Source organism: Ensifer sp. GW101-20A05 (assembly GCF_059424735.1).
Genome location: NZ_JBWKZT010000004.1, coordinates 466,900 through 479,534 on the forward strand (window position 1 = coordinate 466,900; position 12,635 = coordinate 479,534).

At 62.3% G+C, this 12,635-nt stretch carries 15 protein-coding genes; 10 read left to right on the forward strand and 5 right to left on the reverse strand.

Annotated elements, in window-relative coordinates:
- The first annotated feature begins 38 nt into the window (after window positions 1-38).
- Window positions 39-395, forward strand: a complete 357-nt coding sequence (locus tag AC070A_RS14140) for a winged helix-turn-helix transcriptional regulator (RefSeq protein WP_113736832.1) — start codon at window positions 39-41, stop codon at window positions 393-395.
- Between the two features lie 60 nt (window positions 396-455).
- Here AC070A_RS14140 and AC070A_RS14145 read toward each other — a convergent pair whose 3' ends face one another.
- Window positions 456-1,319: a VOC family protein gene (locus AC070A_RS14145; RefSeq protein WP_113736855.1), complete on the reverse strand. Its 864-nt coding sequence runs from the start codon at window positions 1,317-1,319 to the stop codon at window positions 456-458.
- A 304-nt stretch (window positions 1,320-1,623) separates the two neighbouring features.
- Between AC070A_RS14145 and AC070A_RS14150 the strand changes: the two genes are divergently transcribed.
- Complete coding sequence (locus AC070A_RS14150) at window positions 1,624-2,046, forward strand: universal stress protein (protein WP_057250443.1); 423 nt, start codon at window positions 1,624-1,626, stop codon at window positions 2,044-2,046.
- Between the two features lie 62 nt (window positions 2,047-2,108).
- Entirely contained in the window at window positions 2,109-2,453 is a 345-nt protein-coding gene (locus AC070A_RS14155; RefSeq protein ID WP_057250441.1) for a TraR/DksA family transcriptional regulator, read from the forward strand.
- Window positions 2,454-2,500: 47 nt separating this feature from the next.
- Here the strand turns inward: AC070A_RS14155 and AC070A_RS14160 are convergent, their stop codons facing one another.
- A complete protein-coding gene (locus AC070A_RS14160; RefSeq protein ID WP_058320313.1) occupies window positions 2,501-2,956 on the reverse strand; it encodes a GNAT family N-acetyltransferase in 456 nt (151 codons plus the stop codon).
- A gap of 239 nt (window positions 2,957-3,195) precedes the next feature.
- On the opposite strand from AC070A_RS14160, the gene trhA reads away from it, so the two are divergent.
- On the forward strand, window positions 3,196-3,852 hold the full coding sequence (trhA, locus tag AC070A_RS14165; RefSeq protein WP_113736834.1) for a PAQR family membrane homeostasis protein TrhA: 657 nt from the start codon (window positions 3,196-3,198) through the stop codon (window positions 3,850-3,852).
- A 7-nt stretch (window positions 3,853-3,859) separates the two neighbouring features.
- Here the strand turns inward: trhA and AC070A_RS14170 are convergent, their stop codons facing one another.
- The 3 genes from AC070A_RS14170 to AC070A_RS14180 all read right to left on the reverse strand — a co-directional run bounded on the left by AC070A_RS14170 (window position 3,860) and on the right by AC070A_RS14180 (window position 6,590).
- Entirely contained in the window at window positions 3,860-4,384 is a 525-nt protein-coding gene (locus AC070A_RS14170) for a hypothetical protein (RefSeq protein WP_058325562.1), read from the reverse strand.
- Window positions 4,385-4,495: 111 nt separating this feature from the next.
- On the reverse strand, window positions 4,496-4,903 hold the full coding sequence (msrB, locus tag AC070A_RS14175; protein WP_058325563.1) for a peptide-methionine (R)-S-oxide reductase MsrB: 408 nt from the start codon (window positions 4,901-4,903) through the stop codon (window positions 4,496-4,498).
- 94 nt (window positions 4,904-4,997) lie between these two features.
- Entirely contained in the window at window positions 4,998-6,590 is a 1,593-nt protein-coding gene (locus AC070A_RS14180; protein WP_082640666.1) for an EAL domain-containing protein, read from the reverse strand.
- A 462-nt stretch (window positions 6,591-7,052) separates the two neighbouring features.
- Between AC070A_RS14180 and AC070A_RS14185 the strand changes: the two genes are divergently transcribed.
- Genes AC070A_RS14185 through AC070A_RS14210 form a run of 6 tightly spaced genes read left to right on the forward strand, consistent with a single transcriptional unit; the run spans window position 7,053 to window position 12,629 of the window.
- Window positions 7,053-9,413 (forward strand): putative monovalent cation/H+ antiporter subunit A, encoded by a 2,361-nt coding sequence (locus AC070A_RS14185; RefSeq protein WP_113736835.1) that lies wholly within the window; start codon window positions 7,053-7,055, stop codon window positions 9,411-9,413.
- On the forward strand, window positions 9,410-9,829 hold the full coding sequence (locus AC070A_RS14190; RefSeq protein ID WP_057250427.1) for a Na(+)/H(+) antiporter subunit B: 420 nt from the start codon (window positions 9,410-9,412) through the stop codon (window positions 9,827-9,829). The genes AC070A_RS14185 and AC070A_RS14190 overlap by 4 nt, the downstream gene beginning before the upstream one ends.
- Window positions 9,829-10,206, forward strand: coding sequence for a Na+/H+ antiporter subunit C (locus AC070A_RS14195; RefSeq protein WP_057250425.1), 378 nt, complete (start codon window positions 9,829-9,831; stop codon window positions 10,204-10,206). Before AC070A_RS14190 ends, AC070A_RS14195 begins: the two co-directional genes overlap by 1 nt.
- Window positions 10,207-10,213: 7 nt before the next feature.
- Window positions 10,214-11,776, forward strand: a complete 1,563-nt coding sequence (locus AC070A_RS14200; RefSeq protein WP_112995387.1) for a Na+/H+ antiporter subunit D — start codon at window positions 10,214-10,216, stop codon at window positions 11,774-11,776.
- Entirely contained in the window at window positions 11,773-12,249 is a 477-nt protein-coding gene (locus AC070A_RS14205) for a Na+/H+ antiporter subunit E (protein ID WP_113736836.1), read from the forward strand. The genes AC070A_RS14200 and AC070A_RS14205 overlap by 4 nt, the downstream gene beginning before the upstream one ends.
- Entirely contained in the window at window positions 12,246-12,629 is a 384-nt protein-coding gene (locus tag AC070A_RS14210) for a cation:proton antiporter (RefSeq protein ID WP_113736837.1), read from the forward strand. The genes AC070A_RS14205 and AC070A_RS14210 overlap by 4 nt, the downstream gene beginning before the upstream one ends.
- Window positions 12,630-12,635 lie beyond the last annotated feature (6 nt).

Sequence of the window (12,635 nt, forward strand, 5' to 3'; positions counted from 1 at the left end):
TGACACGGTTTCCGGCCGGAAACCGCCGTGGGGGCGTGATGGAATACGACGTCTATATCCAGACTTGCCCGACCCGCTTGGTGCTGGACCGGCTTGCCGACAAATGGGCGGTCCTGGTGCTCGGCAAGCTTGACGAACAGCCGGTGCGCTTCAATCAGCTGAAGCGCGAGATCGATTGCATTTCGCAGAAGGTGCTGTCACAGGTTCTAAAGAAGCTGGAACGCGACGGTCTCGTTAGCCGCAGCGTCTATGCCACCGTGCCAGTGACCGTTGAATATGCGATCACGCCGCTTGGCCGCACGCTGACGTCGACCGTCGCCGCCCTGACGCGCTGGGCCGAAGACAACATCGAGGCGGTGCTGGAGGCGCAGCAAAAATACGACCGCAGCGCCTGAGGCGGCTGCGGCCGACGAGTTGCCGCAGACATCATTCGTCTGCAGCCCGGGAGAGAGGCGTCAGGCGACCAGCTTGAGGCCGATGCCCCAGGGGTCGATGAGGCTGTAGCCATCGCCGGCGCGGTTGACCGGAATTTCCAGCGCATCGAGCTTGGCAAGCGCCGCGGCGCGTTCGGCCGGGTCCTTGTACTGGATCGTATAGTCCGAAAGCCCGGTCATATGGCCTTCGCGCTTCGGTGCGCCACGCGAATTCCAGATGTTGGCGGCGACATGGTGGTGGTACTTGCCCGAACCGAAGAAGCTCGCGCCGGGATAGCGTGCCATCAGCCCAAGTCCCAGCACGTCGCGGAAGAACGCGTCGGCTTCGGGGATGTTGGAGACCTGCAGATGGATATGGCCGATGGCGGTTCCATCAGCCATGCCGTCCCAATTGTCCTTGGGTGCTTCGTCATAGAGCGCCTGGAGATTGAGCGGCAGCGTGTCCATGCCGACGGTGCCGTCGGGCTTGAAGCTCCATTCGGAGCGCGGCCGGTCGCGATAGACCTCGATACCATTACCTTCGGGGTCGGCGAGGTAGATTGCTTCGCTGACCAGATGGTCGGAAGCGCCCTGTAGCCTAATGTTGTTGTGGGCGGCGTGGGCCAGCCAACGGCCGAGCTCCCCGCGGTTCGGCACGAGAAAGGCGTTGTGGAAGAGACCCGGCGCATTGCGGGGTGCCCTGGCAGCGTTGCCTTCGGTTGTCAGGCTCAGGAGCGGGCGGCCGGCAACGCCGAGCGTTTCGCCGCTCTTGCTCGTTTCGATCGGCTTCAAGCCCATGATTCTCTGGTACCAGGCCGAAACAACGGGCAGATCCTGGACGACCAGATGTGCGTGGTCGACATGCGCAGGCATGGCAAGGGCGTGGTCGGTCGGGGTATCCGTCATGTCTGCCTCCTGGGCATCGAAACCGTAGCCGCTCTGCCGGCCCAGTTTCGTTGAAACTGTTGCCAGCAATATGGGCCGGCTCGCCCGTTCACGGAAGCCCGTCAGTCGCTTGATGTTGTGTTCGATGAGCGTTGACAGTGGTTGCCGTCGCCCTACCTCCATTTGAGTAGGGTCACGCGAGCGCGGCGCTTTCGATTTGATTTCAATCAAAGCCGGGAAAGCGGTCGAGGCGCAATCTCCAGACGAGGGATTGGCCCGCCACATCTGGCGCGGCGATCCGTGAGGGCAACAGAAGGAGTGCAGCATGTACAAGAAGATCATCGTCCCGATTGCCATGGATCAGCTCGAGCACGGCGAATCTGTGCTGGGCATCGCCGAGAAGCTGATCGACGAAGGGGGCGAGATTGTCCTGCTCAACGTTGTCGAAGATCTGAATGCCTACGCGCAGGGCTACATGATCGTCGATTTCCCGTTGGAGATGGTCGAGGAATCCCGCAAGCAGGCAAAAAAGACGCTCGAGGACATGAAGACCAAGCACGGGATCAACGGCCGTGTTGAAATTCGCACCGGCGGTGCTGCCGGCACCATCAACGCCTGCGCGAGCGAAGAGAATGCCGATCTGGTGATCATCGCCTCCCACCGGCCGGGCCTGATCGATTACTTCATCGGATCGACCGCGAGCCGCGTGGTCAGCCATTGCCCCTGCGCCGTACTCGTCGACCGGTAACCCACCAACAATAAGAGCGGCTGCGGCGCGATCCTGCGCCGCCACCGCCGAGGAGTCTTCAGATGGACAAGTTTGCGCTTGACGATTTTCGCAGCCGCCTCACCCACCGCAAGGAGGAGCTGCAGGGGCGGCTGGTCAAGATCGAGCACGATCTCGATGAGCCCATGAACGCCGATGTGCCGGATCGCGTGACCGAGCGGGAAGGCGACGAGGTTCTGGAAGGCCTCGGTCTTGCCGGCCAAGAAGAGATCCGCGCGATCGACGCGGCACTCGACCGGATCGCCGCCGGCACCTTCGGCACCTGCGTCCGCTGCGGCCTGCCGATTTCGTCAGCGCGCCTGCAAGCTGTTCCCCATGCGCCGCTCTGTCAGGAATGTGCGGCGGAGGTTGCCCGGGGCGGAAGATGAACCATCGAGCGATCGCCGCCGTGCCCGCAGCGGCGATCTTCGGATCGTTATCTTAGTTCCAGCTTCAGTCTCGGCAGAAAGCGCCCCGGGATTACGGTCGATGCGATGACGCCGTCATCGACCGCGCCCATGCGGCGATAGAAATCGGCAGCGCCCGGGTCGGCATCGATCGTCATGACCGTGGCGCCGCGGTTGAGCGCTGCTTCGACACACCAGGCGAAAAGGCTGCGGCCAATGCCAGCGGCGCGCGCGTCCGGATCGATGAAGAGCTTGTCGAGTTCGGCGATCTGGCCATCGGAGCGAACCTGCGCCAGACCGAGGATCCGCTCGCCATCGACGGCGATCTGCAGGTCCGAATCCTTCCAGTCCTCGGCCGTCAGCGTCAGCGCCGGACGGCAAGCCTCCAGGAAGGCGGCGTCGTATCCCCATACCGCTTTCGATCGCAGGCAAAGCTCGCTGAGCGCGGCCGCCAGTTCCGGCTGAGGGGTGCGCAACTTCGACATGGTTCTCCTCCCGATCGGCGTAATCTTGTCAGCGCATGTGGTCATCGCCGCGCCTGCGAACAAGGTCCCGCGCACTCAGCAGATATGTCATGCGATTGTTGTAATGCGTTGCAAAAGTTGATGCTTTCGCCACGCCACCATATCTTTGCGGCGGCCCAGGGCTGTGGCAGGATGGCGATGATGGCGCGACAGCTACGAGCGTGCCCGAGAAAAAGACAGAGACCCGGGAGAGGGATCGCGTGGAATTCGCTGGCGTCAAATGGAACTATGACCGCTCGGAATTGATTGCCGACGGCATCGTGCACGGCATCGGTCTTGCCGCCGCGCTCGTCGGTGTCACCGCACTGATCTTCTATGCGACGCTTTGGAGCACCAGCGGCCAACTCGCTGCCGCCACCGTCTACGGAGCAGGACTGCTCGCGACGCTGTCGATCTCGTTTCTCTACAACCTCTATCCGATCTCGCGGACCAAATGGTTCCTGCGCCGCTTCGATCATTCCTCGATCTTCATCCTGATCGCCGCGACCTATACACCGTTCCTGCAGCGCGGGTTGGAAGACCCGTTCCTGTTCGTGATGCTGATCGGCATCTGGGCGATCGCGGCCCTTGGCGTTGCGATCAAATGTCTTTTCCCCGGCCGGTTCGACCGGCTGGCGATCCTGCTCTATCTCGCCATGGGCTGGAGCGGCGTGCTCGCTGTCGGGCCGCTCTTGTCGGCGCTGACGGCAACGACGCTGGTGCTGATCCTGATCGGCGGCATCATCTATTCCGCCGGCGTGATTTTCCATGTCTGGGAAAGGCTGCGTTTCCAGAACGCGATCTGGCACGGTTTCGTTGTGACCGGTGCGGCCGTTCACTATTCGGCCGTGGTGAGCTGCTTCAGCGCCGCAGCCTGAGCGGCGGTCAGTTCGGCGCTTCGCCCGCAACCGCAGCGACAGGCGGGTGCTGACAGCCTTCCGATGGCCTGAGGGCCTCCGCCATCCGCGAGATCACGCCGTCGAAACTGGTGAGCCGGCTCTTGCGGTACTGAAGGCGGAAATAGGCGGCGCTGCCGTCGCAGAGCGCGATGGCACGGGTATAAAACACTTCTTCGCCACGGACGCCCGAAAAGCTTGCCCAGGCTGCCGTCACCCGCGCATAGGCGATCCGCCAGTCGCCCTCGCGCTCGATCCCGATGCGGTCGTTGACGTCGGTCTCGAAGTCGCCATCCAGCAATGTGCTGCCAAAGACCGAAAGGGTCGCACCATTGTCGTTGGCATGAAAGCTGGCGCCGTCGCCATTGTCGCCCTGGCTCTGCAGTTCGAAGCCAGGCGGAATGTCGAGCACATAGCCGAAACGCGCATTGGCATAGGGTAGCCAATCGTCGGCGGCCGAGGTTGCCACGGCAGACGAAAGCAGGAGCGTGAGTGCTGTCAGGATGCGCAGCATGCGGGACCTCCTCTCGCTTGCTCGACCCAAAGTCTAGATAGCGCGGCTTCGGTGCAGGGCCTGTTCCTAATGGAACAGCAGCCCCCATGCCACTCCTTCCGCGCGCCGGTGTCAATCCTCGGTAAACGTCATCGCATGGCCGTTGAGGCAATAGCGAAGCCCCGTCGGCGGCGGGCCGTCCGGGAACACGTGACCGAGATGGGCGTCACAGTCGGCACAGCGGATCTCCGTGCGCACCATGAAGTGCGAGCGGTCCTCGATCTCGCGGATCGCCTGGTCGTCGATCGCAGCGAAATAGCTCGGCCAGCCGCAGCCGGAATCGAACTTGGTGTCCGAGCGGAAGAGGGCCCGGCCGCAACAGACGCATTCATAGGTGCCAGTCTGCTTGTTGTTGAGGAAAGGGCCGGTGAACGGACGCTCGGTACCCTGCTGTCGGGTGACGCGGTATTGTTCCGACGAGAGTATGGCCCGCCATTCCGCATCGGTCTTCACCACCTTGGGCGTCTTAACGGTCGTCATGAAAGATCTCCTGTCGTTGCGGCGACTATATAGGAATGCCGCCGGAAGCGCGCAATTCACGTCGCGGCCCGGCATTGCGGTCGACGGCGTGGCGTCAGGCGATCTCGCGGCGGATTACGGTCGGGCCGGCGCCGCGCCGGCGCTTGCTGTTGTTGTAGAAGGCGATGAATTCCGCTGCGGGCAACGCCTTGGAGAACAGCCAGCCCTGGCCATACTGGACACCGCGTTCGATGAGATAGTCGGCCTGCTCCTGCCGCTCGATGCCCTCGGCGACGATGTAGAGATCGAGCGACTTGGCAATGTCGATGATATGCGGCGTAATCGAACTGGTTGCAGAGTCCGTTCCGATCGTGTCGATGAAGGATTTGTCGATCTTCAGTGCGTCGAGCGGAAGCTCCTGCAGGTATTGCAGGCTTGAGTAGCCGGTGCCGAAGTCGTCGATCGCCACCGAGTGGCCGCGCCGGCGGGCCTCCTCGATCGTTGCGCGGGCCGATTTCACATCCATGAAGCCCCGTTCGGTCGCTTCCAGCCAGATCTGCTGGGTCAGTATGCCGGTGTTTTCCAGCACCGCCTGGATCACCGGCAGGATGCGCCCCGATTTGATGTCGTCGGCGGCAAGATTGACGGCAATGTGTAGCGAGCGATCCGCAAGGAGGACCGTTTTCAGCTCGGCAATCGTGGCATAGATGACCTGGTCGGTGATTTCTTCGATCAGGCCGTTCTCTTCCGCCAGCGGTATGAAGAGATCGGGGCGGACCATTTGCCCGTCGGGCCGCCGCCAGCGTACGAGCGCTTCGGCACCGACGCAGATGCCGGTCTTCAGTTCGATGAGCGGTTGATAGTGGACGATGAATTCGCGCCGCTGAACGGCGATGGAGAGCTCTCCGAGCGGCGAAAGGCGGCGCCGCGACAGCCAGACGACGAGGCCGACCATAAGCGCTGCGACCAGGGCGCCGACCGGCAGAAGCAGCAGGCGCTCCCGGTCCATGTCCTTAAAAATGGCGATGTTGGGGGCGCTCGCGACGGCGATCCAGTTTGCGCCATGGGAGGTTGCGAACAGATCGTCGGCGTTGCTGCCGGTTTCGGGAAGTTCGGCGAGCCGGGCCGTAAGCGACGCGTCAGGATTGTTCAGAGTGCCGATCAGGACGCCGTTTTTCGTGGCGACTGCAAGCCGGGTGCCGGGCTCCGCAATCACGTCGACAAATCGAGCCGGGTTGGTCAGTACGGTGTAGGAACGATAGCGAAACGCCGTCATGGGGGCGCCGGTACTGATCGTCGGGTACATCCGCGGGATGACTTCGACGCCGTTGCTCGCGAAGAAATCGGCGGGCGGAGAGCGGGTGAGACGGCGCGGCGGATAGCCCCACGACGTGCACCTGAGCAGCCCGTTTTCGAAATAGCCGATGTCTTCGATGGAGGTCGTATTGACGACGAGGGAGCGCAGCGCTGCGATATGTGTTGCCATACAGGGCGGCATGTCAAACCGGTCGGCGGCTTTCAGCGCCCGGGAGGCTTCCTCGAGCGCCGCATCGGCGCGCATGATGGCGTAGTCGGCAAGATGGGAAAGCCGTGTCTGCTCGCTGCGCACCGCGATCGACCAGGAAAGATAATAGGCCGCCATCATCGGCAGGATCGCGCCGAGTGCAGCCAGGATACTGGCGATGACGACTATGCGAGATCGTTCCAAGCAGGCCTCGCCCGTGATCGTTGTGTTGTTCCGTTTCATGCTGCTTGCGGCAGAAAGACGGTCGATGAGCCGGCGCCTTGCGGTTCACAGATATCGTCGAAGGCAGACGTTCCGAGCAGCCGTTGGTTTCCGCCGGCAGGCGGATCCAGGCTTCGTATTATTTTGAATTGAAGAAGCCTTTACGTACAACTACCACGTCTTATTGTCCCGATTCTAGGACGTTCGATCCTGCTGCGACGACAACTGAATATTATGCTAACAGCATTTTAATTGTTGTCGGCCGCCTCCGCACGAAACGAACGAATCTGATAGTGTTTGGACTGCTGCGTCCGATCTCCGAAGCGACTTAACGGCACATAACGTCGATTTTATCTGGATAAGGCTTGAGGCGCCACAACCCTTCTTTTATGTCGGGTCTTCGATTGATTGTATCGTGAAAACATAAAGGAGCAGGCCAGGACGATGGATGTTGCGGCCCTGACATTTCTGGCTCTCGCACTCCCTTTCGTGGGAGCTTTGGTCGCGCCGCTGCTCACGCGCCTCCTCGGGCACAATGCGGCCTGGGTTCTGGCACTCTTCCCGGCGGCCATTGTCCTGCATTTCACCCGCTTCTGGCCGGACGTGGCCAAAGGCGAGGTGGTCACCGGCGGCTATGCCTGGATCCCGTCGTTCAATGTCAGCTTTTCCTGGTTGATCGATGGCCTGTCGCTGACTTTCGTCCTGCTGATCGCCGGCATCGGCATGCTGATCGTGCTCTATTCAGGCGGTTACCTGAAAGGCCATCCACAGCAAGGACGGTTCTTCTCGTTCATCCTGATGTTCATGGGATCGATGCTCGGGCTTGTCGTGTCCGACAGCTTCCTGATGCTCTTCGTCTTCTGGGAACTGACCTCGATCACGTCGTTCCTGCTGATCGGTTTCGATCATTCGCGCGAAGCGGCAAGGCGCGCAGCCCTTCAGGCGCTGGTCGTGACCGGAGGAGGGGGCCTGTTCCTGCTCGCAGGACTTCTGATCATCTGGAACGTCAGCGGAGTCACCCAGCTTTCGCTGCTCATGGCCTTTGGTACGGAGATGCGCGAGAGCCCGTTCTATCTGGCCGCGCTCATTCTCGTCCTCGGTGGAGCCTTTACCAAGTCGGCGCAGTTTCCGTTCCATTTCTGGCTGCCGAACGCGATGGAAGCACCGACTCCCGTTTCGGCCTACCTGCATTCCGCGACAATGGTGAAGGCCGGCGTCTATCTGTTGATGCGGCTCAATCCCGTGCTCGGCGGCACGCCCGAATGGCAGATCCTGCTGCCGCTCTTCGGCGGCGCCACGCTCGTCATCGGCGCAGCTCTTGCTTGCCGCCAGACCGATCTGAAGCTGATGCTCGCCTATACGACCATGGCCTCGCTCGGGCTGCTGGTCATGCTGACCGGTCTCGGCTTCCCGCACGCGATCGAGGCGGCGGCGCTCTATCTTGTCGCACACTCCCTGTTCAAGGGTGCCCTGTTCATGGTTGCTGGCATCATCGATCATGAGACCGGCGCGCGTGACGTGACCAGGCTCGGGGGCTTGCGCTCCGCCATGCCGCTTACGTTCGTCATTGCGCTTGCAGCCGCATTTTCGATGGGCGGCCTGTTCCCCTTCTTCGGCTTCATCGCCAAGGAGGAAATCTACTACGCGCTCTCCGGCTTCGACCGGCGCTCCGTGGTCTTTGCGGCAATCGCGATCCTTGGCAATGCTCTGATGTTCGCGGTGGCCTTTGCCGTCGCCCTCAAGCCTTTCATCGGTGCGAAGGTGGAGACGCCGAAGGCGGCGCACGAGGCGCCGGTGCTGCTCTGGCTCGGGCCGGCGCTGCTTGCCGCCAAGGGGCTTTCCGCCGCCTTGCTCTCGGGGTTGACCCACGAACTCGTGTCGACGCCGATGGCATCGGCGATATCAGGCGAACCGCGTGCGGTCACGATGTCCGTCGTTCCGCATGTCGGGGTGCCGCTGGCCATGTCGACCGCGACCGCGTTGATCGGGATCGTTTTCTACCTGAAGCTCGATCGTTTGCGTGGTTTCATCGCCGCAATCCTTGCCGATATCGGCTGGGGGCCGGACCGTGGTTTCGACCAGCTCATCCGCGGGCTCGTTCGTTTTTCCGTCGGGCTGACGCGCCGGCTGCAATCCGGCCGCCTCGACGTCTACATGACGGCGACCTTCATCCTGGTTGCCTGCGTGCTGCTGGTCGTTCCGCTCACCTACGGCGAACTGCCGCGCGCGCCGTTCTTTGCACCCGACGTGCCACTGCACGAGCTTGCGATCATGGCCATCGCGGTCATCGGTCTCGTTGCCGTCGTGCTCGCTCCGGATCGGCTGACAGCGATCGTCTCGCTCGGCATCCAGGGCTTTGCCGTTGCCGTCATCTTCCTGCTCTATGGTGCGCCGGATCTTGCCTTCACCCAGTTCATGATCGAGACGCTGTCGGTCGTCGTCCTGGCACTGGTGATGACGCGCCTCAGGCTCTCGCCGTCCGACCATCGGCCGCTTGCCCAGAAGGTCCCGGATTTTGCCATTGCACTCGCCTGCGGCTTGGGTTTCGGCCTGATGCTACTGAAGACGACGGGCGTTCCCTTTGACTCCACGCTGACGGAATTCTTCAATCTCTATTCGAAATCGATCGCGCACGGCGCCAATGTGGTGAACGTCATCATCGTCGATTTCCGCGGTACGGACACGCTGGGTGAGATCGCCGTGGTGATGGTCACCGGTCTTGCCATCCTGTCGCTGGTCCGCTTGAGGGCTGGTTCTCTCCGCCGCATCGCCGACAATGATCCGGATGCGGAGGAACGCGCATGAAGTCGGTGATCTTCCGGGCCGTCGCCCCTTTTCTCACCAGCCTGATGGTGCTGTTTTCGATCTTCGTGCTGCTGCGCGGCCACAACGAGCCCGGCGGCGGCTTCATTGGCGGGTTGATCGCGGTTTCGGCGCTGGCGATCTACGGCATCGCCTGCGGCGTCGAGACGGTGCGCCGTGCGATCTATTTTCACCCGATGGCGATTGCCGGCGCGGGGCTGTTCGCAGCGACGGTCGCCGGCCTGATCTCGATTGCGGCACGCGTCCCCTTCATGACCGGTCTCTGGATCTATCCTTCGGTTCTCGGCCTGGAAGTCCCGCTCTCGACGGTGATGCTGTTTGATTGCGGCGTCTATCTCGTCGTCGTCGGGGCGATCAGCTCGATTGCGCTTTCGCTCGAAGAGCGGGGAGGCGAGTGATGGAAGCCTGGTTCGCGCTGCTCGTCAGTATCTTCTTCACGGTCGCCGTCTACCTGCTGCTGTCGAAATCCATCATCCGGGTGTTGCTTGGTGTTGCCATTCTCGGCAATGCCGTCAATCTGCTGATCTTCACCGGAGGGCGGCTGACGCGCGGCGTGCCGCCGGTCGTCCCCGGCCACCAGGACGCGCTCACGGGACCGGCGGCAAACGCTCTGCCGCAGGCACTGATCTTGACAGCGATCGTGATCTCCTTCTCCTTCTTCGCTTTCTTGCTGGTTCTCGCGTGGCGCGCCTACGAGGTGCTGCAGACCGACAATACCGACGAGATGCGCGTCGCCGAGCCGAAGGACGAGCCGGCTCCGCCGCTTGGATACTGACCGACCCATGGCCGCTTCAACTTCTCCCCACGCAGATCTTTCCGCCGCACTCGTTCTCGAGCCGGTCGCTTCTGCCGATTGGCTGGTGATCCTGCCGGTCGCCTGGTGCCTGGCGATCGGCGCACTGCTTGTCATGCTGCGCCGAAAGATCGATTGGCACCCTTACATCGCTGTCCTCGGACTGGCCGGTCTCGTGTTGATAGACATTCTCCTGCTTCGGCATGTGCTTGCGAGCGGTCCGGTGACAATGGTCATGGGACGCTGGCTGCCGCCCTTCGGCATTGCCTTCACCGTTGATCTGACGGGCGCTCTGTTTGCGTTGACCGCCTCGGTGGTGGCACTCGCCGGCGGGATCTATTCGCTCGCGGATATCAACGACAGCGGTCGGCGCTACGGCTTCTACCCGTTCCTGATGCTGCTGATGGCCGGCGTTTCGGGTGCATTTCTGACGGGGGACATCTTCAACCTTTACGTCTGGTTCGAGGTGCTGCTGATCTCGTCGTTCGGCCTCATCGTGCTCGGCTCCGAGCGCGAGCAGATCGACGGAGCGGTGAAGTATGGTTTCCTCAATCTGGTCGCGACCACCCTGTTTCTGATCACGACAGGCTATCTCTATGCGAGCTTTGGCACGCTCAATATGGCCGATATCGCCCGCAAGGCAGAAGGCCTTGCCGGCACGGCGCCGCTGATGACGCTGACGGCGCTCTTCGTGCTGGCCTTCGGCATGAAGGCGGCGGCGTTCCCGGTCAATTTCTGGCTGCCGGCCTCCTACCATACGCCGCGCGTCGTGGTGTCGGCGCTCTTCGCCGGCCTGCTCACCAAGGTCGGCATTTACGCCCTGATCCGCGTCACCGTCATGCTGCTGCCGCTCCAGCGCGAGGAACTGAGCTTCGTCATTGCCCTTGCCGGCGCGCTCACCATGCTCGTCGGTGCCTTCGGGGCGCTGGCGCAATCGGATTTCCGCCGCATGCTCGGCTATCTCGTGGTCTCCGGCATCGGCTCGATCCTCGCCGGGATTGCGGTCGGCGGGCCGGGCGGCATTGGCGGTGCGATCTTCTATGCGTTGCACTCGATGCTCGTCATGACTGCGCTTTATTTCGCATCCGGCGTTGCGGCCAAGCTCGGCGGCAGCTTCTCGCTTTCGTCGCTGGCAGGCCTTTATCGTCGCCACGCCGGTTTCGCGGCGCTGACGCTCATGCTGGCCTTCGCCGTTTCCGGTCTGCCGCCATTCTCCGGCTTCTGGCCGAAGGTCATGCTGGTCAAGGCGGCGCTCGATATCGGCGCCTGGTGGCTGGCCGCGGCCCTGCTTTTCACCGGCTTCCTGACGACTGTTGTCACCGGGCGTTTTTTCCTGCTGGCCTATTGGCGCGATGCGGCAGCCGGGGAGGTCACGACCGCTTCCGCGACGATCTCGCCGGCGGCGCTGCTGCCGCTCACCGTACTGGTCATCCTGGCTTTGGCGATTGGTCTCTACCCGGAGCCACTGCTTTCGACCATTCAAAGCGCTGCTGCCTCGCTCGCTGAGCCCTCGGCCTATCTGAACTCGGTTTTCCCGGGAGGTGCCCCGTGACCAAGTTCCTAACCATCAACCTGGTGTTCACGGCGATCTGGGGTGCGATCAGCGCCAGTTTCTCGCTGGCCAATCTGATCCTCGGCTTCGCCGTTGGAGCGCTGTCTCTATGGCTGATCCGGCGCGAGCTCCAGCCCATCACCTATCCGGTGCGTCCGCTCAGACTGTTGTTGTTGACCGCTCTCTTTTTCAAGGAACTCGCAATCTCGGCCACAAAGGTCGCGCTCATGGTCATCCAGCCGAAGATGAAGCTGAAGCCCGGCATCTTTGCCTATCCCTTGACGGTCAGGAGCGATTTCGAAATCGCGTTGCTCGCCAATCTCATCACGCTGACGCCTGGGACCTTGTCGGTCGACGTTTCCGCCGACCGCCGGACGCTCTACGTCCACGCGCTCGATTGTGCCGATCCCGGCGGCCTCAGGCGCGATATCGCCAACGGCTTTGAACGGCGGATAAAGGAGGCTTTCGAATGAGCCTGCCAGACCAGATCGAAGCCCTCGCTACGGGCTTTGCACTCATCGCGCTGTCTGCTGCCCTCCTGATTACTGTCTGGCGCATCATCCGCGGCCCGACCTTACCGGATCGCGTGCTCGGTCTCGACATGCTGGTGGCGATCGCCATCGGCCTGATTGCCGTCGTCGCGATCCGCACTGGTTTCAATCTCTACATCGACATTGCCATTGCCCTTGGCTTGGTCGGATTCCTCGCGACCGTCGCCTTTGCCCGCTTCATCCTGGCTCGCGGGCTTTCGCCGGAAACGGCCAACGTTGAGCGGAGCTCGCCGGAATCAAAGCGCGCGTCCGCACCGAGATCCAATGCGGTCCGTCGCAAGCACAAGGGAGGGCGCCGATGAACCCCG

Bases quoted from the DNA above. Each gene is read 5' to 3' on its own strand.
- AC070A_RS14145 (WP_113736855.1), bottom strand. From the start codon at position 1,319: ATGACGGATACCCCGACCGACCACGCCCTTGCCATGCCTGCGCATGTC.
- AC070A_RS14155 (WP_057250441.1), top strand. From the start codon at position 2,109: ATGGACAAGTTTGCGCTTGACGATTTTCGCAGCCGCCTCACCCACCGC.
- msrB (WP_058325563.1), bottom strand. From the start codon at position 4,903: ATGACGACCGTTAAGACGCCCAAGGTGGTGAAGACCGATGCGGAATGG.
- AC070A_RS14160 (WP_058320313.1), bottom strand. From the start codon at position 2,956: ATGTCGAAGTTGCGCACCCCTCAGCCGGAACTGGCGGCCGCGCTCAGC.
- AC070A_RS14200 (WP_112995387.1), top strand. From the start codon at position 10,214: ATGGCCGCTTCAACTTCTCCCCACGCAGATCTTTCCGCCGCACTCGTT.
- AC070A_RS14195 (WP_057250425.1), top strand. From the start codon at position 9,829: ATGGAAGCCTGGTTCGCGCTGCTCGTCAGTATCTTCTTCACGGTCGCC.
- AC070A_RS14140 (WP_113736832.1), top strand. From the start codon at position 39: ATGGAATACGACGTCTATATCCAGACTTGCCCGACCCGCTTGGTGCTG.
- AC070A_RS14210 (WP_113736837.1), top strand. From the start codon at position 12,246: ATGAGCCTGCCAGACCAGATCGAAGCCCTCGCTACGGGCTTTGCACTC.
- AC070A_RS14150 (WP_057250443.1), top strand. From the start codon at position 1,624: ATGTACAAGAAGATCATCGTCCCGATTGCCATGGATCAGCTCGAGCAC.
- AC070A_RS14170 (WP_058325562.1), bottom strand. From the start codon at position 4,384: ATGCTGCGCATCCTGACAGCACTCACGCTCCTGCTTTCGTCTGCCGTG.
- AC070A_RS14185 (WP_113736835.1), top strand. From the start codon at position 7,053: ATGGATGTTGCGGCCCTGACATTTCTGGCTCTCGCACTCCCTTTCGTG.
- AC070A_RS14190 (WP_057250427.1), top strand. From the start codon at position 9,410: ATGAAGTCGGTGATCTTCCGGGCCGTCGCCCCTTTTCTCACCAGCCTG.